Origin of the sequence: Pauljensenia sp. OF14-1SRA, from assembly GCF_027694595.1 — a bacterium.
In the GTDB taxonomy this organism is placed as follows: domain Bacteria; phylum Actinomycetota; class Actinomycetes; order Actinomycetales; family Actinomycetaceae; genus Pauljensenia; species Pauljensenia turicensis_B.
In genome coordinates this window covers 163036-188874 of record NZ_JAQEVQ010000003.1, presented here as the reverse complement: position 1 = coordinate 188874, position 25839 = coordinate 163036, and the positions used below count along the sequence as shown (strand labels likewise).

Sequence of the window (25839 nt, the reverse complement as noted above, 5' to 3'; positions counted from 1 at the left end):
GCGCTCCGTTTCAACAAATTGTTTCTGACCAGCTGTTTTCTTCAACAAGCGCGGTGTTGTTTGACGAGTAAACGGTGAACAAGCGCGGTCGGTTTGGTGAACAAGCGCGGTGGGAGACGCGCGAATCTGAAGATGGGAGCGACGATGATGCCCCTCCGTAATGCGCGCTTGTACACCGGTGCGATACTAGAAGCGTGATGAACGAAGAATCTTCCGCTTTCGCCCAGTACCCGGCGCGCGCTGTCGTTGACCTCAGCGCCATTGCCGACAATCTGGCGGTGCTGAAACAATCTGCGCCGACGGCCATTCAGATGGCAGTTGTCAAGGCAGACGCCTACGGGCATGGAATTCTTCCCGTTGCGATGACTGCGCTTGAAGCAGGAGCCTCGTGGCTCGGTGTCGCGCAACTCGGTGAAGCACTCGCTCTGCGATACGCGCTCGACGAAGCTGGAGTAGTACGTGAGAAAGCGCCGATTCTGACCTGGATTGCCCCCTCGGGAGCTGACTGGGCACAGGCACTCGAAGCAGACTTGGATCTGTCGGTGTCGTGGACCTGGGTGCTGGCCCAGATCTGCGCGGCTGCACGCGAAACTGGTAAGAAGGCGCGCATTCACGTGAAAATCGATACGGGCATGTCGCGCGCGGGTTCGACGCTCGCGGATTTGCCAGCACTCGCTTCGGCAGTGCGAATGGCCCGCGACGAGGGTCTTGTCGAGGTGATCGGCGCGTGGAGTCACCTGTCGCGCGCGGACGACCCCAGCGACGAGGGTAATGCGTCGACCGCCTCGCATGTTCGATTTTTCGAGGCCGGTTGCACGATTCTGGCGCAGGCTGGAATTAGGCCGGAACTTCGCCACCTGAGTGCCACATCAGGCATCCTCTGGCATCCCGAAGCGCACTACGACATGGTGCGCGCCGGCATCGGTATGTACGGACTGAGCCCCGACTCCGCCGTGGCGTCCGCATCTGACTTGGGCTTGCGTCCCGCGATGACCCTGCAAGCGCCACTGACCAGTGTCAAAGTGATCGAAGAGGACACCCCCGCTTCATATGGTGGCACGTGGCGTTCACCCTCGAGGCGCTGGGTTGGTCTGGTGCCCCTCGGATATGCCGACGGTATTCTGCGCGCCGGATCGAACGGCGCCCCCGTCCTTGTCAACACGGATAGGGAGCCGATTCGCACGCATATTGTGGGCCGAGTGTGTATGGACCAGTTCATCATCGACCTTGGCCCGGCATCGGGTGAAGCGAGTCTGCCCACCGGCCGCACCGAGAACGCGCCCGCACAGGTTGGCGACGGCGTCATTCTTTTCGGTGACCCGGCCACCGGCGCGCCACTGGCTGATGAATGGGCAAGGCAAGCCGGCACCATCAACTACGAAATCGTTGCCCGCTTGGGTGAGCGCATCCCGCGCCTCTATATTGGCACGACCCGACGTGAGGAGAACCGTTCATGACCGCTGAACCCCAATCGCTGGAGACCGCTTCCGCTGATGAAACGCGGTGCCTCGGGCGCGCCTTGGGTGAAAACCTGCGCGCCGGCGATCTCATCATGTTGCGTGGCGGTCTGGGCGCCGGCAAGACGACGTTCACTCAAGGCCTGGGCGAAGGCATCGGGGTACGAGGCCGTGTGGCATCCCCGACATTCATCGTGGCCCGCGTTCACCCGAACCTCGGCGACGGTCCTGACTTGATCCACGCCGACGCCTACCGTATCCGCGACCTCGAAGACCTCGAAACCCTGGACCTCGATTCTTCTCTGGCAGAGTCCGTGACCGTCGTCGAATGGGGCGAAGGCAAGACGGAATCCCTATCTGATGAGCGCCTCGAAATTGATGTCACGCGCAAGACCGGTGGTGAAGCTGCCCACGACGGAGACGCGATCGACCTCGAAACGATGGATGACGGCAAGCGCACCATTACCCTCCACCCGCACGGCACCCGTTGGGATGGCGTTCTCGAAGCAGTCATGGCACGCGCCAGCGAACTGATTGCCACCTTGGACGAAGACTGATTGGCAAGCCCCGTGTTTCTTGGACCCGCCCGCTCCCGAACCTCGCATCGTGACCCGCTGATCCGACGAGTAGGATTGCCCTTGTGATTGAACTGAGCCTTGATACCTCCGCCGCCACGATCATTTCTCTCTTGAAAGACGGAACCGTGGTGGGACACGCTCGCAACGAATCGACCCGTCACCACGCGGAATCGATCACCGAGCTTGTCCGCGAGGCTCTCGATCAAGCCGGTCTGCCGGTCGAGGCGAAGGACGCTGGTATTGAACGCGTACTGGTTGGTACCGGGCCGGCACCGTTTACCGGTCTGCGCGCGGGCCTCGTCTCCGCGCGAGTGTTTGCGCTCGTGACAGGCGCGCCCGTCTACGGAGCCTCAAGCTTGGATGTCATTGCCCGCCAGGCACTCGACTTGCTTCCCCCGGACACCCACGTGTACGCCGTTTCTGATGCGCGCCGTAAGGAACTGTACTGGGGACACTACGTCGCAGAAGGTGCCGATGATGTGCGTTTGATCGGCCGCCTTGAGGTCGGCACGGCTCAGAGCCTGCTCAACTCGATGCGTGATGCGGACGGTCTGATCATCAGCGCGGGTGAACTTCCCGCTCACTCCGTCGACTGCCTTGCCCCCGCGGGTAAGGGGCCGATCGTTGATGGAGATCCGGCAGTTCTGTCGCGTATCGTTTCTGCTCGTTTGGCCAAGGGCGAAGAAGATCGCCTCGGCACCGAGCCACTTTACCTGCGCCGTCCTGAGATTCACGGCCAGCCGATGGAACGCATGTGACCGGCGCTCCGCTTGAGTTCCATCAGGCAAAGCCGGGGGATGAAGAGATCCTGGTTGCGCTTGAAGAAGCTCTTTTCCCGCTGGATCCGTGGACGTGGGGAATGATCGCCGACGAGCTGGCCTCCCCATTTTCCACCTACTACCTGGCGGCGGTCCCAGATGGCCCTGACCTGCAGGTTGTCGGCTACGGGGGAGTGAAAGTGGTGGGCGACGGCGCCGACATTATGACAATCGGCGTTTTCCCCCATTTACGAGGCCAGGGCCTGGGTAAGCAGATCCTCGACCTGCTGGTATCTCGCGCACGTGAAGCTGGAGCGGACTACGTGTTCCTTGAAGTTCGCGAGTCGAATGAAGCTGCGCGACGCCTCTACGAACGCTCAGGTTTTATCGTCCTGGACCGCTTGAGGGGGTATTTTAAGAATCCACTCGAAGACGGCATCGCCATGCGATTGGAGCTGACGAATTGAAAGCGTGGGCGGCCTCGTCCCTTCAACGTCGAGCGTGACGGTGGCGGAAGAGAGCACCCAAGTAGGCGCGCACCTGCGTTTTACGACGGGTTTTGCAAAACTGTCATATGCCTGAAATTTGAAACAGGACGGTTAGGTAAAAGGCAGTCAGCACCCGCCTGAAATGCCTCTGTCACACGCGTAGCCAGCCCCCAAAACGCCAAGGATGCCCCTTAGAATTTTGCTAAATTGCGCGGAAAACTGCGCTGGCAAAACGCTCGTCTAGGACCAAGGGCGGACAACGGTCCTAAAATGCGCGAAGACGTGTGGATATTCTTGGGACATGGCCACTACAAATGTCGCAACGAAGAAGCGCCGCGCGTGGACCACCAGTGTTTTTATTAAGCAGCTGATGGCCATCTCGGGCTTCATTTTCGTCTTCTTCCTGCTGTTCCACTCCTACGGCAACCTCAAGATGTTCCTCGGTCAGGAAGCGTATGACCATTACGCACATTGGCTGAAGGAAGAGGCTTTCGTGCCGATCTTCCCGCACGGCGGATTTATCTGGGTCTTCCGCGCCGCGATGCTCCTGATGCTTGTCATCCATCTGTACGCAGCTGCATACACGTGGAAGCGTTCGCGTCGCGCACGTTCGACCCGCTACGTCGTGAAGAAGTCCGTTACCGATTCGTACGCTGCGCGCACCATGCGCATGTCCGGCGTTCTGATCCTGTTCCTCTTCATCTTCCACATCCTGCACTTCACGACCGGTACCGTCCGCACGGGCTTCACCGTTGATTCGACGCCTTACGAGCGCATGGTTGCATCGTTCAATTCGCCGCTGCTCGTCATCGTGTACGCAATCTTCGTTGGTCTTGCATGCATTCACGTTTCGCACGGCTTCTGGTCCATGTTCCAGACGCTCGGTTGGGTTCGCCCCGCGACTCGTAAGCCGATGATCGTCCTCTCCGGCCTCGTTGGCGCCATCATCTTCGTGATGTTCATGGCACCTCCGATCGCAATCGCCGCCGGAATCATCTCTTGAGGAAGCTGATTACTCATGACTGAAACCCTGATTAAGGGCCTCTACCGTGAAGGCGATAAGATCGCTGACACCAAGGCTCCTCTCGATGTGCCGATCGCCGAATGCTGGGAACAGCGTAAGTTCTCTGCCGCTCTGGTGAACCCGGCTAACCGTCGTAAGCTCCGTGTCATCATCGTTGGCACCGGCCTTGCGGGTGGTGCTGCTGCCGCTTCGCTTGGCGAAATGGGCTACAACGTTGACGTGTTCTTCTACCAGGACTCCGCTCGTCGCGCGCACTCCATTGCTGCGCAGGGTGGTATCAACGCTGCGAAGAACTATCGCAACGACAATGACTCCGTCTACCGCCTCTTCTACGACACGGTTAAGGGTGGTGACTACCGCGCCCGCGAAACCAACGTCTACCGTCTGGCAGAGGTCAGCGCGAACATCATCGACCAGTGCGTCGCACAGGGCGTTCCGTTCGCACGCGAATACGGTGGTCTGCTCGACAACCGCTCCTTCGGTGGTGTCCAGGTCTCCCGTACGTTCTACGCGCGTGGCCAGACAGGTCAGCAGCTCCTGATCGGCGCCTACCAGGCGCTGGAACGTCAGGTTGCAGCCGGCACGGTCAAGGAATACTCGCGCCACGAAATGGTTGAGATCATCGTTTCCGATGGTCGCGCCCGTGGCATCGTCGCCCGTGACATGGCAACCGGCAAGCTGGAAACCTACGTCGCTGACGCGGTTGTCCTGGCAACCGGTGGTTACGGCAACGTCTTCTTCCTGTCGACCAACGCGATGGGTTGTAACGCCACCGCAATCTGGCGCGCATACCGCAAGGGTGCCTACTTCGGTAACCCCTGCTTCACGCAGATCCACCCGACCTGCATCCCGCAGCACGGCGATCAGCAGTCGAAGCTGACCCTCATGTCGGAGTCCCTCCGTAACGACGGTCGTATTTGGGTTCCCAAGAAGGCTGAAGACTGCGAAAAGGATCCGCGTCAGATCCCCGAAGAGGATCGCGACTACTACCTGGAGCGCATCTACCCGTCCTTCGGTAACCTGGTTCCCCGCGATATCGCATCGCGTCAGGCAAAGAACATGTGTGACGAAGGTCGTGGCGTTGGCCCGAAGATCGCCGGCGTCGCCCGTGGCGTCTACCTCGACTTCGCCGATGCGATCGAGCGCATGGGCGAGGCCGCTGTCTCCGCGAAGTACGGCAACCTGTTCGATATGTACGAGCGCATTACGGGCGACAACCCGTACGAGGTGCCGATGCGCATCTACCCGGCAGTCCACTACACCATGGGCGGGCTGTGGGTTGACTACGATCTCGAGTCCAACCTTCCCGGTCTGTACGTTGCTGGCGAAGCAAACTTCTCCGACCACGGCGCCAACCGCCTGGGTGCATCCGCGCTCATGCAGGGTCTGTCGGATGGCTACTTCGTCCTGCCGAACACAATCAACGATTACCTCTCCAAGTGCTTCAACCTGCCGAAGCTGGACGAATCGTCCGCTGACGTTGTCGAAGCTCTCTCGACGGCTCAGAAGCGCATCGATACCCTGATGTCGATCAACGGTTCCCGCTCGGTTGATTCCTTCCACAAGGAACTCGGCCACATCATGTGGGAATACTGCGGTATGGAGCGCACCGAGGAAGGCCTGAAGAAGGCAATCGGTATGATCCGCGAACTTCGCAAAGAGTACTGGCAGAACGTTCGCGTTCCCGGCAAGTCCATTGGTGAACTCAACCAGTCCCTCGAAAAGGCTGGTCGCGTTGCCGACTTCATGGAGCTTGGTGAACTCATGTGCATCGACGCTCTTCACCGCGAGGAATCCTGTGGCGGCCACTTCCGCGCTGAGTCACAGACCCCTGAAGGTGAAGCGCTTCGTGATGACGACAAGTTCCTGTACGTCGCCGCGTGGGAGTGGGGTGGCGAAGATCAGCCACCGATCCTCCACAAGGAAGACCTCATTTACAACAACATCGAGCTGAAGCAGCGGAGCTACAAGTGAACCTGACACTGAAGATCTGGCGCCAAGATGGTCCCGAGGACCGTGGCGCGATGCACGAGTACCAGGTGAAGGGAATCTCCGAGGAGTCGTCCTTCCTTGAAATGCTCGACGTCCTCAATGAGGAACTCTTCGCACGTGGTGAAGAACCCATCGCATTCGATTCTGACTGCCGTGAAGGCATCTGCGGTCAGTGTGGCATTGTCATCAACGGCATTGCCCACGGCCCAGAGGTCACCACGACCTGCCAGCTTCACATGCGTACTTTCCATGACGGTGACACCATCACCATTGAGCCGTGGCGTGCAGAAGCATTCCCGGTCATCAAGGATCTGGTTGTCAACCGTTCCGCACTGGACCGCATCATTCAGGCTGGTGGCTACATTTCAGTCAACACTGGTGCAGCCCCGGATGCTCACGCAACCCCGGTCCCGAAGCAGGACGCAGACCGCGCATTCGAAGCGGCTGCATGCATCGGCTGTGGTGCTTGCGTGGCAGCCTGCCCGAACGCTTCGGCGATGCTGTTCACCTCGGCTAAGGTGACACACCTCCAGCTTCTGCCCCAGGGCAAGCCGGAGAACTACAAGCGCGTTGTCAACATGCTCAACCAAATGGATGAAGAGGGCTTCGGCTCCTGCACCAACATCGGTGAGTGTGCTGCGGTTTGCCCGAAGCAGATCCCGCTTGATGTCATCTCCACGCTGAACCGTCAGCTCGGAAAGGCTGCCCTGAAGGGCATCTGATCCGGCTTGTGGCCTTCGCGGGGTCCCGGTGGAAAACCACCGGGACCCCGCTTTCATTTATGTTTGCATACATTACCAAGAGGGAGGTTGAGGAGTGGATGTGTGCGGGCATCGATTGTTATTCACTAGCAAGCGAGTTATTGCTACCCTCACAGGTGGTGAGTAAGGTAACACTTACGTATCAAATCAGTTGCTTTCGTAAGGGAGCGACATGATAATCGAGAGGATTTCAGCGTGCATTTTGCCTTGCCCACAGTTCAAGAGGTTGTCTGTGAGCATGAGCCGCTATGAATCGGAAGCAGCCACATTATCCCTTTCTATTTGCCTATTTCTTTAACTGCAGGTCTGTGTATTCCGGATGTTTCAACAGTTCGATCAGCCACCTATTTCTAACTCGCGAGAATATACCTTTCACCTTTGCTTGCAGTAGCGCATACTTCAATCCCTGGGCATTTGCTCATACAACACAGAGAGGCTCGTGAAGATGCGAGCCACACGAAGAAGGAAAGCATATGAGAACTCGTACGAAAGCGTTGATCAGCGGATGTGCCAGCGTGGTGCTTGTCTTAGTTCCACTTGCTGCGCAGGCTACCCCCAATGCTGAGGTGCCTGAAAGTCCGGCGAAGACTGAAGAAAGCATAAGCCCTGTTCTTTCTGAAGATAATGTGCTCCCTGTTGCGCCCGAATCTGGGAAGCCGGATACCCCAGCAGAAGAGAAGTCTGACTCTGGTGCTTTAGTCACCTCTTCTGAAACAGAATCAGCTCCTCAGCCAGCACGCGCAGGGGGAGACATTGTCATGCTCAACCTCTACACCCTCACTGACGTTCATGGGCATATCGAGCAAGTGAAGGACAAATCAGGAAAAGTCACAGAGGCCGGGCTTTCGGCGATGAGTTGCTACCTGAAGAAAGCACGCACCGATAACCCGAACTCCTCTTTTACTCTGCTTGGTGACAATATCGGAGCCTCTCCCTACACCTCTGGTTCATTGAAGGACAATCCGACGATTGCGGCCCTCAATACGCTTGATCCTCTCGCTTCTACCATTGGCAACCACGAATTCGACATGGGGCAAGCAGTGTTCAAACAGCGTGTCGATGGTTCGAACCCCGCTGAATACGTTCAGGTGGGATTCCCTTATCTTGGGGCCAACGTTCAGGGAATGGGGACTTGGGATTCAGGAACGAAACCCTATCTCGGTGACTACAAGGTCTGGGATTCTCCGGCGGGCGTCAAGGTCGCGTTCATCGGTGCCATTGCTGAGGATGTTCCTTCCAAGCTGAGCCCAGGGGTAACCGATGGGCTCACGTTCACGAATCCGATCGAGAAGATCAATAACCTTGCTGCTTCGCTCAAGTCTGATGGGGACGCACAGGTTGTCATCGCCATGCTTGATGATGATGTGAAAAACAACTATCCGAAGGTGTCTGCTGACGTTGATGGCATCATGGGTGGTGACACGCACGTCCCCTACGAGTTCGACAAGGTTGACTCTGCAGAGAAACTTGACTCTCAGAACTCGCTGCTTGCTGGCGTTGCTTCGGGCTCCTACACAGACAACCTCGGTCTGATTCGTATCAGCTACGACACTGCGAATAATAAGGTAGTCAAGGCAGACGCTCAGATCATCTCCGCTGCAACAGTCGCTGATTGTGGAGATGACGCAGTGACACAGGCAATCGTTGACGACGCTGTTAGCAAGTCCGAACAAGCGGGCAATCGCGTTGTAGGTACCGGCTATCAACAGCGTTTCAATCGAGGAGTTTTCGCTGCTCCCGACAAGGATCCGGTTGCTGGCTCAAACCGTGGTATCGAATCGAGCCTCGGCGATTTCGTCGCTGACATGTTCAAGGATAAGATCACGACCACTTCGGGTAAGGGCGTAGATATCGGTGTCGTCGTTGCCGGTGACTTGCGTGCGGATCTAGTTCCGAACGAAGCAGGGGAAATTACCTACAAGCAAACATATGATGTCTTGCCGTGGTCGAACGAACTCGGCTATGTGACACTGACAGGTGCAGATTTCAAACTTGCGCTCGAGCAGCAGTGGAAGGCTCTCTCAGAGCAGAATTCTCGACCGCTTCTCAAGCTCAACCTTTCTTCTAACGTTCACTACACCTATGATCCTCTAGCTGAGGTGGGACACCGTATCACCTCAGTGACCATCAATGGCGAGCCTCTTAATGACACAACGGAATACACGATCGGATCGAATTCTTACATCCTGACGGGCGGCGATTCCTTTGATGCGTTTAAGAAGGGCGCCTTTATGAATAGTGGCTATTTGGATCGGGATAAGTTCAATGAGTACCTCGGTGAGCATTCGAATAAGAATGCGGCTCCGCGTGCACTGAAGTCCTCTATCGGCATCACCCTCCCTGAGGGGCCCGTTGAGAATGGTGCCACAGTTGACATTGCTCTGCGCGGGCTATCCTTCTCTGAAGGTCCTTCGATCACAAAGAAGGTGCGAGTCGCGATTGGAGGGGAGGCTTCCGAAGAAAATGTTGATAATTCGCTCGTCGAAGCACACTCTTCAGATGAAAGTTCCGTGATCACTACCGATGGTGCGGGACGTGCGACTGTTTCTGTTGTTGCAAATGGTGCCTGTGAGGGTAAGGAATCCGGAGAAATCGTGGCAACTCCGGTTGTTGTCGAGACTGATTTCGGTCCGGTCGTTGAAGCGTCTGCCGGTTTGACGATTCCGGTGAAATGTGGGGACGCTCCTGCCCCTGCATCGAAGCCACACAAGCAGCTTGCCAAGACTGGTGCAAATGATCTGCCTGCACTTCTCGGTACCGTTCTGCTGGGGGCCGGAACAATGCTCGTGCTAGCCCGCAAGCGTCACTAACTCTACTGAAACAGCCTCAAACCCTGAAGCACACGCTCCCCAGAAGTTGGATTGGTAGTTTCTTTCTTCTGGGGAGCGTGCCTGTGTTGATGTTGAACCGTCGGGCGCGCATGTTCACCGAATTCGACTTGGGATCAAGCGTCGAACTGCGGATGGATGACCTTATCTCGCCGACTACTCAATGCAGAAGAGGCTAGAATAAGAGCACGTAAAATTGCTGGTCAGCGCCACTGTTCGGCGTCGATGTGGAAGGTGATTTCAATGGAGAAATTCGACGAAACAGGCCCGAACACTCACACTCGTCGCTACTGGGTTTCATCATCAGTAGCTATCGGAGCAATGATTGTCTTCGCGATCCTGTCAATCCTGCTTCTCCTTGGCTTGATGTTCGGCTCGGATACAATCAAGGTCATCTCGGATAAAGCATTCCCCTGGTCGCTTCTTGCCTTCACCGTTGCAGGTGTTGCGATGATCGTTGCCAACAAGCGGACTCCATCGAAGGATGATTGACGCCGCAGAAAACTCAAAGTGATGCCGGTCCGTGCCACGGCACGGATGTCACACATTTGGATTCACGGCCTCGTTCCTTGCCGGCATAAACTGGAAGGGTGAAGGAATCACTCATCCTCGGAATCGAATCCACCTGCGATGAAACTGGCATTGGTCTTGTGCGCGGGTGCGAACTGCTCGTCGACCGCACGGCCACATCGATGGATCAGTATGCCCGCTACGGTGGTATCATCCCGGAAATTGCGTCGCGCGCTCACCTTGAATCGTTTATCCCGACCCTGAATGCGGCGCTTGATGAAGCTGGCGTGACCCTTGATGACGTGGATGCGATTGCTGTTGCTGCTGGCCCGGGCCTCGTTGGTTCTTTGACGGTCGGTATTTGTGCTGCGAAGGCGCTTGCCTCGTCCCTTGGTAAGCCTCTGTACGGTGTGAACCACGTGATCGGCCATCTTGCTGTCGATAAGCTTGCTGACGGCCCGCTCCCTGAGCGCTTTATCGGTCTGGTTGTTTCCGGTGGCCACTCGAATATTCTGCTGGTTAACGACATTGCGACCGACGTTCAAGAACTGGGTGGCACGCTTGACGACGCTGCCGGCGAAGCCTTCGATAAGGTGGGGCGCCTGCTTGGTCTGCCTTACCCGGGTGGGCCGCACGTTGATCGACTTTCTCAGACTGGCGACGTGAATGCCATTAAGTTCCCGCGCGGTTTGTCCGGTGGCAAGGATAAAGAGCGTCACAAGTACGATTTCAGCTTTTCCGGTCTGAAGACCGCTGTTGCTCGCTACGTAGAGGGTACCGAGGCTCGCGGTGAAGCTGTGAACCCTGAAGACGTGTGCGCAGGCTTCTCTGAGGCAGTGAATGACTCTCTGACCGCTAAAGCAGTGCGCGCGGCGTTGGACACGGGGTGCCAGACGATCGTTGTGGGTGGCGGTTTTTCTGCGAACTCTCGTCTGCGTGCGCTTCTTGCTGAGCGTGCTGAGGCTTCTGGGCTTGAGGTTCGCCTGCCCCCGTTGCGTTTCTGCACGGATAACGGTGCGCAGATCGCTGCGATGGGGTCGGAGCTTGTTCGCGCAGGTGTTGCTCCGTCGGATTGGAATTTCTCGCCAGATTCGGGCATGCCTCTGACGCAGACGTCAATGTTGCCTAGCGCCTGATCTTCCTCTTTGCTATCGGTTGCGCCTAATCACCACCGCGCTTGTTCACCGTTTGTGTGGGGCGTGGCTGTGCTCCTTCACCGTTCAGGTTGGCGCGTCGGTGGGGCGAAGAAGTTAATTGACGAGGCCGCTTACCGTCACATCACTGCGCATGTGTGCGCGGATCAGCTGATACGCGTTGCAATGATCGCGCGGTGACGTCCCTCGATGCGCGTGGCAATGACGACGCCGTCCTTATCGCCTGAGAGCTTGAGTGAACGCCTCAGTGTCGCAGGGTCAATGTCGGTGCCTCGCTTCTTGACTTCAATGCGTCCGATGCCAAGGCCTCGAAGAGCGGCGGAAATTGTTTTCGGTTTCAACGTGACGACATCTTCGACCTTGAACCAGCGGATGAATTCGCTCGGCGTTGCTTCAGTCGCACTCACATACGCGATCGACTCAGAGATCAGGTGTGCATCCAACTGGTCGGCGAGCGTTGAAATGAGCCCGGCTCGAATCACTGCATCGTCGGGTTCACCCAAGTAATCCGCCAGCTTCCCGACGGGGGTTGGGATAAGTGGAGCGTTTGCTGGGGCCTCGTGAATTGCGCGCAAGGTGAACGTCCGCGATCCCTTGATGACGCACGCAACCCGACCCGAGCCATCGTGGGCGAGCGGGCCAGTCCAAATTGCCGCCTCGACTATGGATCCATCGACGCTTGTCCACTGCACGCACGCGTCTTCAGGCAGAGCCGAATAGGTGATTCCGGGCGCGACTTTGATGCCAACGCGGGGAATTGCCTCGCGCCAGCCCAGTACCGTTGAAAGTGAGGGAGACCAGGATTCAGGATTCATGAGACGCCTGGATCCGCGTTTTGCTCCGGTGCGTCGTGCAGGATCAGCGAAGATGGCGTCAACGCCACGGTCGGCAAGCTCATGAATGTCAAGATCCAGGACATTCCCAAGCAACACGTCGCTGTCCGGGAAATCGCGCAGGTTGGTTGCTGCGCATGCGACGGCATCGGGATTCAGGTCGACGCTGAGCGTTTTTAATCCCAGGCCGGCAATCGCCAGCGAGTCACTACCAATCCCACATCCGAGGTCTGCGACGTAGGTTGCTCCGCTGTCCCGAAACCGCCCAGCGTGGTGTGCGGCGACATTGAGGCGCGTTGCCTGCTCCAGCCCGTCGCGCGTGAAAATCATATGGTTGGCAAATTCGCCGAACTTCGTGTGAGCGTGAACGCGCAGATCCAATTGGGTGAGGAGCGCTGACACGAGCGCCGGCTCGATCCCTTCTTTCCGTAAGAGCGCGTTCAAGTGTGCCTGGTCTGCTTCTGTTGTGTGCGGGAGGGCCTGCAGGCGGGTAAGCAGGTCCCACCCCTCGCGCGTCAGAACAGGATCGAGGGAAGAATTCACCCTCCGATTCTGCCACGGACCGCGCTTGTTCAACGTTTACGCAGATCGTTGGGCATTCGCTTTCCACGATTGAGTGCGCTTGTTCAGCGTGAGTGCGCGTGGATTTTAGATGTGGGGGACGAGGTCGCGCTCATGAACTGGTCGCTTTTCTTGAACAAGCGCGGTGGTGGAGGTGGTGGATTGGTGAACAAGCGCGGTGGTGGAGGTGGGTGGTTTGGTGAACAAGCGCGGTGGGAAATCTGCTGAAAGTGAACTGTTTGGCACTCAGGTTGCTCGAGTGCCAGAGGCGGAATATGCTCATGCATGAAGCGGTGAAAACCGCGAAGCGATCCTGCCCCTGACCCCCGCGACGGCAGGGAAGGGATGACGGAAACTTTCAAGAAGAAAGGGAGCGACAGTGTCGATCTCCATCAAGCCCCTCGAAGACCGTATTGTTATCCAGCAGGTCGAGGCAGTTCAGACCACCGCCTCTGGCCTGGTTATCCCGGATACCGCCAAGGAAAAGCCACAGGAAGGCGAAGTTATCGCAGTCGGCCCTGGTCGCGTTGATGACAATGGAAACCGCGTTCCCGTCGACGTGAAGGTCGGCGACGTTGTGATTTATTCGCGCTACGGTGGTACCGAGGTCAAGTACGAAGGCAAGGAATACCAGATCCTCTCCGCACGCGACGTCCTCGCAATCGTTGAGCGCTGAACCTAGAGTTCACCACTGACAAACAGTGTGGGCCTGGCACCTCAGGTGCCAGGCCCACACTGTATCGAGAACAGCAAAGAACTACGCGGCGTTTGTTTCCGTCTCCTTTGTCCGACGAGGCCACGCGAACCACGCGGCGGCAATCACCAAGACAACGACTGTGATCATCGCCCACGTAGGAATCGTCGAACCGAACCGCATCAGAGACTGTTCCCACGAAGCCAAGGTCGTTGCTGAAATCAATCCCCCAAGTGGATTCGCGATGCCAGCGATCAGAAGCACCGCGCCCAGCGCAACCAAAACGATGCCTGAGACGACGTTCGTCCACGTTGTATCGCGACCGAATAGTCGAAGGGGGCGGGGACGCAACCAGGTGCTTGAGGACAAATTCGTAGACTGCCACGCCAATGCGAGCACTGCCAGAGGAACAACCATGCCAGTGGCGTACAGAGCCATCAGAGCAGCGCCTGTTGCCGGCGAAGCTCCGATACCTGCGGCCACCAAAACGGCCCCTAGGATTGGCCCAGCGCAACCGGTACCGGCAAAGCCATAAGTGAGCCCCAAAAGGTAGATCGACAGAGGATGAGTGCGATCACGTTCTTTGCGTACTCCCGCCGACGCCTTGCGATGAGGCGTGGGGATTTCAAGAGCGATAATCTCAACGATGCCAAGAATGATGATGATGAAGGCGCAGATGCGTGTGATCAGATCTAGGTGATCGCGCAGAGCTGATCCCGCCGCGCCGACAAGTACGCCCAAAGGCAGAAGAGAGGTCAGCAAGCCCAGCCAGAAGATTCCGGTGCGCAGTAGCAGTGCAGAACGCGACTGGAATGCGTATGCGAAGAATGCTGGCAGGATCATCACCGAACAGGGGGCGAAGACCGTCAATACGCCACCGAGCAGGGCAGCCAATGGGGTCAAAGTCATGAACGGGCAGCCTCCGCCTGAAGTTCAATCGTTGTGCGCACATACTCGTAATCGCGGTAGCCCGAAATGTAGGTGTCCCCAATGAACATGAAAGGTGTGCCGGTGATGCCGATGGAGTAGGCTTCCTTCTTCGCGTCGGCGACAGCCTGAACGGTTTCGGCCGCATTCATCGTGGCGCGGAAGGTATCGATGTCTGAAACGCCAGCTTGTTCAGCGAATGCGACGAGAGATTCCTCGGTGTATTCCGGGTGTTCGTGTTCGTTGGTTGCCTGATACAGCAAGTCGTGGAATTCCCAGAACTTGCCCTGATCGGCTGCCGCACGTCCCGCTTGAGCTGCCAAGGGGGACGTGGGGGTGATCTGTGCCAGGTCGCGCCATTCGATGCGAAGAGTTCCGTCTTCGATCAGATCGGCAAGCTGGGGTTCGATTTTTTTAGCAAACAGCGTGCAGTAGGGGCAGGAGAAGTCAGAGAAGAGTGTGAGGACAACCGGAGCGTCCAGAGCGCCTTTGGCCTGATTGTCGTTGGCGTCGCGCTTGGGTGCGGATCGAATGATTGCAAGGAGCTCTGCGTTCTTCTCACTGGGCGCTGCGACGTTCGGGTCAACGTCGGCGGCCGCCGCGGCAGCGGACGAGGCTCCTGGCGTCGCTGATGCAGATTGGGCAGATTGAGTGTGCGTCGAGTCTGACGATTGCGCTGATGCTGCCGAATCTGCTTGCTTGTTTCCACTAGTTGTCCAAATGCTGACGGCAAGGACGAATGCTGCAATGATGATGAGTGCGATCGAAATGATGAGCGATCGGGATTTACGGCGTGGCTGGGATGAAACAACTGGTGATGTCACGACTTCGCTTCCGATTGGTTGTTGGGGAATAGTGAAAACTATCGATGATTCTTTAGTGTGGCATGAGAAGTGAAGAGGCGTCGCGCTATGTGCGCGACGCCTCTGTAAGACTGGGGTAGATTACGACGCTCGACGCTGACGATGCGATGAACGTATTTCTTCGCGTCGTTCTTCTTCTGTCATTCCGCCCCAGATGCCGTAGGGCTCTTGTGATGCCAGCGCGTATTCGCGGCACTGGTCTATCACGGGGCATGTTGCGCAGATTGCCTTTGCGTTTGCGGCGCGACGGCGACGCGTTGAACCGCGTTCGCCTTCAGGGTGGAAGAAGAGCTCGGTATCGAGGTCACGGCATGCGCCGTCGTACTGCCAATCCCAAGCGTCGATCATCGGGCCGGGGAGACGTGAAACGTCAGACATCTGTACCTCTCATTCGGTGACTGCCGGTCGAAGTACTTCTTCGCGAGCAACCTCCATCAGTTTAGATGTTGTTCGTAAGTTGTTCAAGACCCGTTCATACATTCTTAGATATTTCTCAGACAAGGTAATAAACCTGAGAAAAACCTGAATATATCGCTACAAAACATGCGGAATGCCATGAAGAAGATTTGTCTCACTTACTTGATACATTGTCTTCGTTCCGGTGGCGAAAGTTCGCTCTTCGGTGAACAATCGTTGTAGAGGTGAACAACGTTGAATAAAAACGTTGGTAGCTGACGAGCGGAAAGGAAACGACATGCCTCGCGCACATCTTGCGTCTTCAGCTGATTCAGGCGTCGATGCTCCGCTGACAGTGACTGCTGTTTCCGTTCGTCTTGGAATCTCCCCCTCGACTCTTCGCACCTGGGAACGACGCTATGGTCTTGGCCCAGATGAGCGCCAAGCAGGAACTCATCGTCGCTATCGTGCCAGCGATGTTGCGCGTTTGACCGCGATGGTTGACCTTGTGCATCAGGGGGTTTCTCCTGCAGATGCTGCCGCTACCGTGTTGGCGGCGGCCCCTGCGCGTTCGCGTCAGGAAGACCTGCCCGTTCCTCATACGGTTTCTGAACTACTGAATTGTGTATCAGCCTGCCAAGGGCATCAGCTGAAGAATGTCCTTCGTTCCGCGGTGGGCGACGGGGGGCTTGTTCATACCTGGAGTCGCTTAGTCAGCCCAGCGCTCGACACCTTGCGTGCCTCCACATGCGGGCAGAAGCCCGGATGTGCGCCGTCTACGATTCTTCAAAACGCTTTCCTTGATGTGCTCGCTCAGTTTGCTAGCGAGTGCGTTTCTCCTCAGACAGCCCTTGGGTCTGTTGTTGTTCTTACGGACGCTGCCCACGAGCTGGGAGCACACGTTCTTGGTGTTGCTCTTGGCTGGTACGGCATTGATGTGCGCGTCGTTTCGACTGCGACAGTCGATGACCAGGGAGCGTGTGCTCGCGTTGCGCTTCATACCAAAGAACGCCCGGTCGTGTTGGCTATTGTCATGGGTTCTGGGGCAAGTTGCGAGAAATTTATTCATGCTCTTACTACTGATCTTGACCTTGATGTCATGCTGGTTGGCGCGGATGCTCCGAAGGTCGTTGATGAGCGCGTACTGCGCGTGCGCACAATTGCTGCCGGCGTAGAAGAAACTCTTGCGGTGCTTGCACCCGGTGCTGATCTTTCCTCGGTTTTGTCTTAACAAGTCCTATAGAACCTCTCATCGAAACTTGAGGCAGTGATACCTTTATCGGTGTTACGCATATCTTTTGACCGGGAGTGACAATGAAGACCCCCTGGAATGATTCCGCTCTTATCGACGCTTTTGATGCTGATTTCTCTGCGCTTGTTGAGTTCGCCTCAGCTTCAGCGTGCCCTGCTGGCTTCGGTTATCTGGATGCTGATGGTGCTATTACAGAGTCCAAGGGCGTTGAGCTGTGGATTACGTGTCGAATGACGTACATGTTTGCACTTGCTGAGATGCGTGGTGTCCAGGGAGTGTCTGGTCTTGTCGAGCACGGGCTTGATGCGCTGTCCACCTCGTTGCATGACGATGAATACGGCGGGTGGTTCTCCGCTCTGGATGCGACGGGGGAGCAGGCTCGCCCGGTTGAACCGATCCGCAAGGAAGCCTATGCGCACGCGTTCGTGATTCTCGCGACTGCCGCGTCCTATTTGGCTGGGCATGAACGAGGCCGGGCGTTGCTTGATGAAGCGCTTGCCGATCAGGACGCGCACTGGTGGGAACCGTCGTATGGGCGCGTCGCGAACTCGTGGAACCGCGACTGGAGCGAGTGTGAAGAATATCGAGGTCTGAACGCGAATATGCACACGGTCGAGGCTTATCTTGCTGCCTTCGATGCGACGGGTGAGCGACGTTGGTTGGATCGTGCGCGCGAAATGATGCGTTTTGTTGCCGATCTTGGTGCTCGCTTTGGTTGGCGCTTACCTGAGCACTTCGATAAAAACTGGGTTGTTTGTCCCGAGATGTTCATTGAAAATCCCGCTGATCCTTTCCGTCCTTACGGTGCAACTCCGGGACACGGGTTTGAGTGGGCGCGTTTGATCCTGCATGGTCGAGCCTCACTCATTGCGTGCGGGGATACTCCGGGTGAATGGATGTATGACGTTGCGCATTGCCTTGTTGATCGAGCGGATGCAGATGGTTGGGACAGTGAAAAGGGTGGGATCGTTTACACGACGGACTTTGATGGAAAGACTGTTGTGGATACTCGCATGCACTGGGTTGCTTGCGAAGCTGTGAATGCAACGCTCGCTCTGGGTAAAGTCAGTGAAGAACTAGGTAATGATGACGACGTCATGGTCCAGTCGGAGCGTTTCGCTCGCTATGTGGCGTGGGCGGATCAGGTCATTCATGCTGGCCCGGGACGCTGGATCCATGAAGTCGACGCAGATGGACACGAGAGTGAAACTGTCTGGGCAGGCAAGGCTGATGCCTACCATGTCGGTCAGATGTTGCTGTTGCCTCGTATTGGCTTGTATCCGGGATTCGCGGCGGCATTAGCGCAGGTGAGGGCACACGACCACTCGGAATTGTGAGGTTCGTCCGAAGTTTTTATCCGGCTTGAGCCACAGCCTAGACTTGGCTCATGGGAGACTTTTTAGAGCATGATCCGTTCTCACTGACTGGCCTTACTTACGATGACGTTCTTCTGCTCCCAGAGCTGACTGACGTCGTTCCATCCACTGTTGACACTACGTCGCGGCTGACGAAGAAAATTACCCTGCGTGTTCCGTTGCTTTCTGCAGCAATGGATACTGTGACTGAAGCTCGTATGGCGATTGCCATGGCTCGTCAGGGTGGTATTGGCATCCTTCACCGCAATCTTTCGATTGAAGAACAAGCGCAGCATGTTCGTCAGGTGAAGCGCTCCGAATCTGGAATGGTTGAAGATCCTGTGACTGTTGGTCCCGATGCGACCATCGAACAGCTCGATGAGCTCTGCGGTCACTATCGCGTGTCTGGTCTTCCTGTTGTTGACGAAGAAAATGGTCTTGTTGGCATCATCACGAACCGTGACCTACGTTTTGTCCCTGAATCCCAGTGGGCAACGCTGAAGGTTCGCGATTGCATGACCCCGCGCGAGGATCTTGTTGTGGGTCAGGTTGGTATTTCTCGTGAAGATGCGAAGGCTCTGCTGGCTGAGCATCGAGTGGAGAAGCTTCCAATTATTGACGAAAACAATACGTTGACCGGCTTGATTACGGTCAAGGACTTCGTGAAGACCGAACAGTATCCGAACGCGACGAAGGACGACCGTGGTCGTCTGGTTGTCGGCGCTGCTGTTGGTTATTGGGGTGATACGTGGGAACGTGCAACCGCGCTCGCTGAAGCAGGTGTTGACGTTCTTGTTGTTGATACGGCTAACGGTGGCGCCCAGCTTGCGCTGGATATGATTCGCCGTATTAAGGCGGATCCGTTGTTCGCTGGCGTTCAGATCATCGGTGGCAACGTCGCAACCACTGAGGGCGCTCAAGCGCTGATTGATGCCGGTGTCGATGCGGTGAAGGTTGGTGTCGGCCCGGGCTCAATTTGCACCACCCGTGTCGTTGCTGGCGTCGGTGTCCCTCAGATTACTGCAATTTACTTGGCTGCCAAAGCGTGTAAGCCCGCCGGTGTTCCGCTGATCGCTGATGGTGGCCTGCAGTACTCGGGCGATATCGGTAAGGCTCTTGTGGCTGGTGCTGATACGGTCATGCTCGGCTCGCTTCTGGCCGGCTGTGAAGAGTCCCCGGGTGAGGTTGTCTTCACGAACGGTAAGCAGTACAAGCGTTACCGTGGTATGGGATCGCTGGGCGCAATGAGTTCGCGCGGTCGCAAGTCCTACTCGAAGGACCGCTACTTCCAGGCCGATGTCACCAGTGATGACAAGATCGTTCCAGAAGGTATTGAAGGGCAGGTTCCGTTCACTGGTTCACTTGCCTCGGTGATTTACCAGCTTGTTGGTGGCCTGCATCAGACGATGTTCTATCTGGGTGCTTCGTCGATCGAGGAGATCAAGAAGAATGGCCGCTTTGTTCGAATCACATCTGCAGGTCTGCGCGAATCTCATCCGCACGATGTGCAGATGACCAGCGAAGCTCCGAACTACCATTCGTCAGGATCTTCTCGCTGATAAACGTTTGACAGGTATTGACCCTCGTCGCAGACGGTTTCACGTATGCGACGGGGGTCCTATTCTTATTCCAAAATGGGCACTAATCTGAACCTGTCGGAACACATTTTCACACTGTTGAAAAGGGAATCGCGCACATGCTCATCCTGATCGATTACGCAAACGTCGAAGCAATTGAACAGACACTGTCCTACCTTCCGATTGACGGTGTTACGACTAACCCGACCATCTTGTATCGCGAAGGCAAAGAGCCTTTGGACGTTCTGCATCAGATCCAAAATTTACTGCCCTATGGGTCGCAGTTGCATGTTCAGATCGTGTCAGAACGCGCCGACGATATGGTTGCCGAAGCGCGTGCTCTGCGTGAAGAAATTGGTGGCAACCTATTTGTGAAGCTTCCTGTAACTCGCGACGGCTTCGCGGCAATTCCTCGTATTGTTGCAGAAGGCATGCAGGTAACGGCAACAGGCATTCACTCTTCGATGCAGGGATTCATGGCGGCAAAGGCTGGCGCCCGCTATGTTGCTCCCTACGTGAACCGCATGGATAACTACGGCATTGATGGTGTTCGCGTTGCCAGCGAAATCCACCGCACGCTGAAGTCGTATGGAATGGAAGCTGATGTTTTGGCCGCGTCCTTCAAGAACTCTGAACAGGTTCTTGAACTGGTCCGCCAGGGCGTTGGTGCTATCACTGCTGCCCCCGAGGTTCTTGCGGCACTGATTAAGAATCCCGCAACCGATGCGGCGATCGCTGAACAGAACAAGCACTTCAGCCTTCTGGTCGGTGAGAAACGCACATGGAAAGATCTGATCGATACCAAGTGACGTCACAGTGGTGGTCAGTGCTTAGCGCTGACCACCACGCGTCCAATCAGTCCCGCCTATGGGACGAAGTCGCGCCCCGCACATGGAAGTGACAGTGCGCTGAAGACTGGTGACCCGATAGTAACAACGGCGTTCTATTGGGTCATCGACCTCTTGAATTAACCGACCTGTTCAATGATGGGGATACTGATTCCTTTAGCTATTCAGAGCCCTTTGTGGCCACTGGGAATCAATCTGCTGGGGCTTACCCTGACGTGCAAAGTAGGTTTCAAGCCCCGTAGCCCATTCTTTAAAAGCGCTGGCCTGCAATGCCATCAACGCATGAGCGCTGCTCTGAGTGAGCGGAGCACCAAACGCCTGGACAATTTTCGCCAACACGTCTAACGTCATCGAAACGTCAACTTCTGCCGTGTGAGCATTCGGATCTGGATCCACACCGTAGTGCGGTGCCATGGTGGTCAGGGTTCGCTTTCCCCTCCGGTACTTATCGAAGTGACGATCAAGGACGATCGGATCAAGAATGAGTCCAACAGGGCCACCAAGGCGTTCTTCCAAAGTTTGCAGACCATGGCGAGTGAGCTCGGCATTCATCAACGTAATATCGAACGCCGCATTGAAGACAACAACAGGGAAACCGCGTTGCCAGTGCGCAACCAAAGAATCAGCGACCTCGTTTAAAACCTCGGAAATATCCCGTCCCCGGGTCTGAGCTTTTTCGTTGGAAATCCCGTGAACAGCGCTGGCACTTTCAGGGATCTCTACCCCGGGATTAGCTAGCCATGTGACAACTTCGTCAGGGCCAGACGGGTTGATACCCCCGCGTCGCAAAACAAGCGCAGCCGTGACAAGGCGATCCGAAAGAGGATTCGTGCCGGTTGTCTCTGTGTCGAAACCAAGCCAAGGCTGATCTATCCAAGAAGTGTTTTCATTCATGGAACCAGTGTCGCCTAAACCATGGAGAAACGAAATGGCAATCATCAGGTCGGCGAAGCCGGCCTCGTCGACTACCTCATCGCACCCACGCTGCAATCATCAACAAAAGCGCATGTCAGCGCCCTAAAGTGGTTAGTATCAAGTCGTGAGCAACGAAGTTGAAATTGGTCGTGGAAAGCGTGCGCGACGCGCGTACAGTCTGGACGATATTGCCCTGGTTCCCTCAAGACGCACTCGTGATCCCGAAGATGTGAACGTCGGCTGGCAAATCGACGCCTATCACGTCGATATTCCGATCATGGCTGCCCCCATGGACTCGGTCATGAGTCCCGAAACGGCAATCGCATTCGGAAAACTCGGCGGGTTGGGTGTTCTAGATCTGGACGGTCTATGGACGCGCTATGAAGATCCGGAGCCGCTTCTCGAAGAAATCTCCCATCTTGGAGAAGACGAGTCTATTGCGCGACTCCAACAGATCTATTCGGAGCCAATTAAGCCGTCGCTCATCACTGCTCGCCTCGCTCAACTTCGGCAAGCCGGCGTAGTTGTTGCGGGTAAGTTGTCGCCTCAGCGTACCCAAAAGTACTGGCGAGCAGTCGTCGATGCGGGCGTGGACCTTTTCGTCATCCGAGGCTCAACAGTCTCTGCAGAACATGTTTCCAGCCGATCTGAGCCCCTCAACCTTAAGCGGTTCATCTATGAACTCGACGTCCCCGTCATTGTTGGTGGAGTCTGCACGAATACGGCAGCGTTGCATCTGATGCGCACGGGTGCTGCCGGTGTTCTTGTCGGATTTGGCGGGGGAGCGGCGCACTCGACCCGTCAATCGCTCGGCGTGCACGCCCCGATGGCAACAGCAATCGCCGATGTGGCCGCTGCGCGTCGCGATTACATGGATGAATCCGGCGGACGCTACGTTCACGTCATTGCTGACGGTGGCATTGGGCGTTCTGGTGATTTGTCGCGCGCCATCGCCTGTGGTGCGGATGCAGTCATGCTGGGTGCTGCCCTAGCTCGCGCGGAAGAAGCGCCCGGGCGCGGTTGGCATTGGGGTTCCGAGGCCACGCACCCAGACATGCCTCGCGGTCAGCGTGTTCACGTAGGCACATCCGGAAGCCTGCAACAGATTCTCTACGGTCCTTCGACGCGTGCAGACGGTTCCCTGAACTTTGTTGGCGCCCTGAAGAGAACCATGGCATCAACCGGCTATTCGGAAGTCAAAGACTTGCAGAAGGTGGATGTGGTGGTCTCGCCCTATCAGCCAAGCTGAGTTCTCAACCTTCATCTTGGGATCGCCTAGGCGCGTCCGGTCGTGGTTCCTTGCCGCGTGGGCGCCCTCGTCTCCGCTTAGCCGTTGCAGGGCGAGTGCGTGGTGGGGGCTTCAGCGTGTTTGGCGGAGCAAAGTGGCCCTTACTAGGGTGAGAGCCCCCAGGGTAATCATGTGTGCTTCGCCCCCTGACTTGAATGCTCTGTATTCGCATACTCGGGTGAGTAATAGGGGTCTTTAAAAAGTAAATAAATAATTTTCGTTTACGAATAGGTGTCCATTTGTTAATCTTGGGATTTACGGGATGTCAAAGTTGATGCCCGTTTCGATTCCGCTCCCTTGGCAAGGATGCGCAAGGGCTACAGAAGGGGATTCCGAAGTGCGAGGAACAGCACTGCACGGCCTTATCGGAGGGGTCGCCGCCCTCATCCTTGCGACGACTCCGCTCGTCGCCCAGGCCGCCCCCGGCGCGGCAGGAACGTCCGCAGACGCGCTCGGCGAGGGCGCTTCTCAGTCCGGGGCACTCTCCCCGGGCGTCGATGAGGCTGTCGAGGCCAGTCAATCCGGCGGCGAATCCGCCGATGGGGGGGCCTCCGTCCCGTCCCCTGAGTCCGTGGCCCCCGCACATTCGGCTGAGGCCCAGTCGGAGGCCCAGTCCTCGTCGCCCAAGCCTCCGGTCCTGCGTCGCGCTCCCCGCTCCGCCACGGCGCTCACACCGATCCCGGATATCCAGACGATCGGCGAGGGCGACGACTCCGCCCTCGTGGGAGTGGAGGTGATCACCCGTGGCGTCGTCACCGCCTCCTACCCCCATGGCGAGGACGGACTCGCCTCGAGCCTTAGTGGCTTCGTCATCCAGACTCCTGGAACTGGCGGCACATGGGACCCAGCGCGCACGGCCTCCGACGCCGTCTTCGCCTACGTCGGCACGAAGGCGATTGACGTCCCGGCAATCGGAAGCTGCGTCCAGGTGGCTGGCAAGGTCTCCGAATACCCCGCGACCGGTCCCAAGACCCCCGCTTCCACGCAGAGCCTCACCCAGATCTCCGTCTCCACCGTCTCCGCCGTCGAGGGCTGCGAGCCCGTCGCCCCGACCCCCCTCGACTCCGTACCGACCGGAGCGCAGATGGAAGCGCTCGAATCGATGCTCATCGCCCCGCAGGGAACGTGGACGATCACCGACAACTACTCGACTGGTCAGTACGGCACCCTCTCCCTCACTCCGGGAACTGAGCCTCTGCGTGCCGCCACTGACGTTGTCGCCCCTGGCGACCAAGCCCGCGCCTACGAGGCCGAGAACGCCGCGCGCGCTATCGCCCTCGACGACGGCACGAACGCCAACCTCGGCCGCGGAGCCGCGACCAAGGTTCCTTACGCCTACCTCGCGAATGGTGCGCCCGCACGCGTCGGCTACACGCTCGCCTTCGACGCGCCCGTGATCCTCGATTCGCGCCACGAGGCATTCGTCCTCCAGCCCACCCGCATGGTCGCCGCCCACCCCGACCGCTCGCCCGTCACGATCAGTGGCGAGCGCCCGACCATGCCCGTCGTCGGTGGGGACATTCGCGTCGCCACCTTCAACGTTCTCAACTACTTCTCCGACCTCGGCGAGAACGAAGCGGGTTGCTCCGGCTACCCCGACCGCGAGGGGAATTTCGTCACGGCGAAGAAGTGCTCGGTGCGAGGCGCCTACTCGTCCAAGGCTTTTGCGATGCAACAATCGAAGATCGTCGCCGCGATCACCGAGATCAACGCTGACGTCGTTGCCCTCGAGGAGATCGAGAATTCTGCCGTAGTTGGCGCCTCTAAAGATCGTGACGCTGCCTTGAAGAACCTCGTCGAGGCACTGAACGCGAAGGCCGGAGCAGGCACCTGGGCCTACGTCCCAAGCCCGACGAACGTCCCCGCGAACGAGGACGTCATCCGCGTCGCATTCATTTACCGGCCCTCGACCGTCGAGCCTGTCGGCGAGTCGACGATCCTCGACGACCCGGCGTTCACCGGTCTTGCCCGACAGCCGCTCGCACAAGAATTCACCCCCGTGGTCACCGAGACCCAGGTTGGCCGTAGCGTCGTCGTTATCGCCAACCACTTCAAGTCGAAGGGCTCCGTGCCCAAGGGAATGGAGGAGGGCAACACCGACAGCGGAGACGGCCAGGGGAACGCCAACGCCGTCCGTGTTGCCCAGGCGAAGGCACTCGCAGCTTTTGCCGAGAGCTTCTCGGGCAAGCCGACTCTCCTCGTCGGCGACTTCAACTCTTACGCGAAGGAGGACCCCCTCGCGGTCCTTGAGGCCGCGGGCTGGAACCGAGAATCCGGTAGCGCGCACCCGTCCTATGTCTACTCCGGACGTTCAGGGGCGCTCGACCACGTCTTCTCGAATGCTGTGGCTCATCCGCTTGTCGTCGGTGTTGCCTCGTGGGCGATCAATGCCCAGGAGTCCGTCGCCTTTGAGTACTCGCGTTCCAACGCGAACATGTTCCTCGCGACGGAGACTACGAACCCCTATCGCTCGTCCGATCACAATCCGGAGATTATCGGCCTCGACCTCGTCCGCGACGTCGAGCCCTCCCCGAACCCTCAACCCCAGCCTCAGCCTCAGGGCACACCTGGGCAGACGCCCCCCGTTCGGACTTCGCCGTCCGCCTCAAGGGGGCTCGCGCGTACGGGCGTCAATGACGGCTTCGCGCTCATCACCGTCGCAGGACTCGTCCTCGGGGCGGTAGGCGTCGCCGGTATGGCGGCGTCGAGGAAGCGACGCTGACCAGACCTGAGGTCAACGCCGCGCAAGCGCCCGCGATGTGGCGGGCGAATAAACGAAG

Annotated in this window: 22 protein-coding genes; 17 read left to right on the top strand and 5 right to left on the bottom strand. The window is 57.4% G+C overall.

From position 1 onward, the window contains the following. The first annotated feature begins 197 nt into the window (after positions 1 to 197). From alr to tsaD, 10 genes are all read left to right on the top strand, one after another. Complete coding sequence (gene alr, locus PG731_RS03340; RefSeq protein ID WP_270772176.1) at positions 198 to 1457, top strand: alanine racemase; 1260 nt, start codon at positions 198 to 200, stop codon at positions 1455 to 1457. After that, the gene (gene tsaE / locus PG731_RS03335; RefSeq protein ID WP_270772165.1) at positions 1454 to 2014 is read left to right on the top strand and encodes a tRNA (adenosine(37)-N6)-threonylcarbamoyltransferase complex ATPase subunit type 1 TsaE; all 561 of its coding nucleotides are present in this window, start codon (positions 1454 to 1456) and stop codon (positions 2012 to 2014) included. Before alr ends, tsaE begins: the two co-directional genes overlap by 4 nt. Positions 2015 to 2097: 83 nt before the next feature. Then, entirely contained in the window at positions 2098 to 2793 is a 696-nt protein-coding gene (gene tsaB, locus PG731_RS03330; RefSeq protein WP_270772164.1) for a tRNA (adenosine(37)-N6)-threonylcarbamoyltransferase complex dimerization subunit type 1 TsaB, read from the top strand. After that, positions 2790 to 3260 (top strand): ribosomal protein S18-alanine N-acetyltransferase, encoded by a 471-nt coding sequence (rimI, locus tag PG731_RS03325; RefSeq protein ID WP_270772163.1) that lies wholly within the window; start codon positions 2790 to 2792, stop codon positions 3258 to 3260. Before tsaB ends, rimI begins: the two co-directional genes overlap by 4 nt. Before the next feature lie 322 nt (positions 3261 to 3582). Further along, complete coding sequence (locus PG731_RS03320; RefSeq protein WP_270772162.1) at positions 3583 to 4284, top strand: succinate dehydrogenase cytochrome b subunit; 702 nt, start codon at positions 3583 to 3585, stop codon at positions 4282 to 4284. 15 nt (positions 4285 to 4299) lie between these two features. After that, positions 4300 to 6279 (top strand): fumarate reductase/succinate dehydrogenase flavoprotein subunit, encoded by a 1980-nt coding sequence (locus PG731_RS03315; protein ID WP_270772161.1) that lies wholly within the window; start codon positions 4300 to 4302, stop codon positions 6277 to 6279. Continuing rightward, positions 6276 to 7019 carry a succinate dehydrogenase/fumarate reductase iron-sulfur subunit gene (locus PG731_RS03310; protein WP_101627616.1) on the top strand — a complete coding sequence of 248 codons (744 nt, stop codon included), beginning with the start codon at positions 6276 to 6278 and terminating at the stop codon, positions 7017 to 7019. The genes PG731_RS03315 and PG731_RS03310 overlap by 4 nt, the downstream gene beginning before the upstream one ends. A 512-nt stretch (positions 7020 to 7531) precedes the next feature. Next, positions 7532 to 9868: a bifunctional metallophosphatase/5'-nucleotidase gene (locus PG731_RS03305; protein WP_442952642.1), complete on the top strand. Its 2337-nt coding sequence runs from the start codon at positions 7532 to 7534 to the stop codon at positions 9866 to 9868. A 261-nt stretch (positions 9869 to 10129) separates the two neighbouring features. Beyond that, positions 10130 to 10378 (top strand): hypothetical protein, encoded by a 249-nt coding sequence (locus PG731_RS03300; RefSeq protein ID WP_270772160.1) that lies wholly within the window; start codon positions 10130 to 10132, stop codon positions 10376 to 10378. 98 nt (positions 10379 to 10476) lie between these two features. Continuing rightward, on the top strand, positions 10477 to 11532 hold the full coding sequence (gene tsaD, locus PG731_RS03295) for a tRNA (adenosine(37)-N6)-threonylcarbamoyltransferase complex transferase subunit TsaD (RefSeq protein ID WP_270772158.1): 1056 nt from the start codon (positions 10477 to 10479) through the stop codon (positions 11530 to 11532). A gap of 164 nt (positions 11533 to 11696) precedes the next feature. Here the strand turns inward: tsaD and PG731_RS03290 are convergent, their stop codons facing one another. After that, entirely contained in the window at positions 11697 to 12926 is a 1230-nt protein-coding gene (locus PG731_RS03290) for a class I SAM-dependent methyltransferase (RefSeq protein WP_270772156.1), read from the bottom strand. A 397-nt stretch (positions 12927 to 13323) separates the two neighbouring features. Here PG731_RS03290 and groES point away from each other — a divergent pair, with 397 nt between their 5' ends. Continuing rightward, complete coding sequence (groES, locus tag PG731_RS03285) at positions 13324 to 13620, top strand: co-chaperone GroES (protein ID WP_006681451.1); 297 nt, start codon at positions 13324 to 13326, stop codon at positions 13618 to 13620. Positions 13621 to 13701: 81 nt separating this feature from the next. On the opposite strand, the gene PG731_RS03280 is transcribed toward groES, so the two are convergent. The 3 genes from PG731_RS03280 to PG731_RS03270 form a co-directional block, all read right to left on the bottom strand. Next, the gene (locus PG731_RS03280; RefSeq protein ID WP_101627612.1) at positions 13702 to 14547 is read right to left on the bottom strand and encodes a cytochrome c biogenesis CcdA family protein; all 846 of its coding nucleotides are present in this window, start codon (positions 14545 to 14547) and stop codon (positions 13702 to 13704) included. Beyond that, complete coding sequence (locus tag PG731_RS03275; RefSeq protein ID WP_101627611.1) at positions 14544 to 15389, bottom strand: DsbA family protein; 846 nt, start codon at positions 15387 to 15389, stop codon at positions 14544 to 14546. The genes PG731_RS03280 and PG731_RS03275 overlap by 4 nt, the downstream gene beginning before the upstream one ends. A 120-nt stretch (positions 15390 to 15509) precedes the next feature. Next, the gene (locus PG731_RS03270) at positions 15510 to 15806 is read right to left on the bottom strand and encodes a WhiB family transcriptional regulator (protein ID WP_006681448.1); all 297 of its coding nucleotides are present in this window, start codon (positions 15804 to 15806) and stop codon (positions 15510 to 15512) included. 316 nt (positions 15807 to 16122) lie between these two features. On the opposite strand from PG731_RS03270, the gene PG731_RS03265 reads away from it, so the two are divergent. The 4 genes from PG731_RS03265 to PG731_RS03250 all read left to right on the top strand — a co-directional run bounded on the left by PG731_RS03265 (position 16123) and on the right by PG731_RS03250 (position 20817). Next, positions 16123 to 17055: a MerR family transcriptional regulator gene (locus tag PG731_RS03265; protein WP_270772150.1), complete on the top strand. Its 933-nt coding sequence runs from the start codon at positions 16123 to 16125 to the stop codon at positions 17053 to 17055. Between the two features lie 83 nt (positions 17056 to 17138). Next, positions 17139 to 18413, top strand: a complete 1275-nt coding sequence (locus tag PG731_RS03260; protein ID WP_006681446.1) for an AGE family epimerase/isomerase — start codon at positions 17139 to 17141, stop codon at positions 18411 to 18413. 50 nt (positions 18414 to 18463) lie between these two features. Continuing rightward, positions 18464 to 19990: an IMP dehydrogenase gene (guaB, locus tag PG731_RS03255; protein ID WP_270772148.1), complete on the top strand. Its 1527-nt coding sequence runs from the start codon at positions 18464 to 18466 to the stop codon at positions 19988 to 19990. A gap of 137 nt (positions 19991 to 20127) precedes the next feature. After that, on the top strand, positions 20128 to 20817 hold the full coding sequence (locus PG731_RS03250; RefSeq protein ID WP_101627607.1) for a transaldolase family protein: 690 nt from the start codon (positions 20128 to 20130) through the stop codon (positions 20815 to 20817). Between the two features lie 195 nt (positions 20818 to 21012). On the opposite strand, the gene PG731_RS03245 is transcribed toward PG731_RS03250, so the two are convergent. Continuing rightward, positions 21013 to 21750: an exonuclease domain-containing protein gene (locus tag PG731_RS03245; RefSeq protein ID WP_270772145.1), complete on the bottom strand. Its 738-nt coding sequence runs from the start codon at positions 21748 to 21750 to the stop codon at positions 21013 to 21015. Between the two features lie 145 nt (positions 21751 to 21895). On the opposite strand from PG731_RS03245, the gene PG731_RS03240 reads away from it, so the two are divergent. Together PG731_RS03240 and PG731_RS03235 are read left to right on the top strand one after the other, a co-directional pair. Continuing rightward, positions 21896 to 23020: a GuaB3 family IMP dehydrogenase-related protein gene (locus tag PG731_RS03240; protein WP_270772143.1), complete on the top strand. Its 1125-nt coding sequence runs from the start codon at positions 21896 to 21898 to the stop codon at positions 23018 to 23020. 376 nt (positions 23021 to 23396) lie between these two features. Further along, positions 23397 to 25781 (top strand): ExeM/NucH family extracellular endonuclease, encoded by a 2385-nt coding sequence (locus tag PG731_RS03235; RefSeq protein WP_270772142.1) that lies wholly within the window; start codon positions 23397 to 23399, stop codon positions 25779 to 25781. The last annotated feature ends 58 nt before the right edge of the window (positions 25782 to 25839 follow it).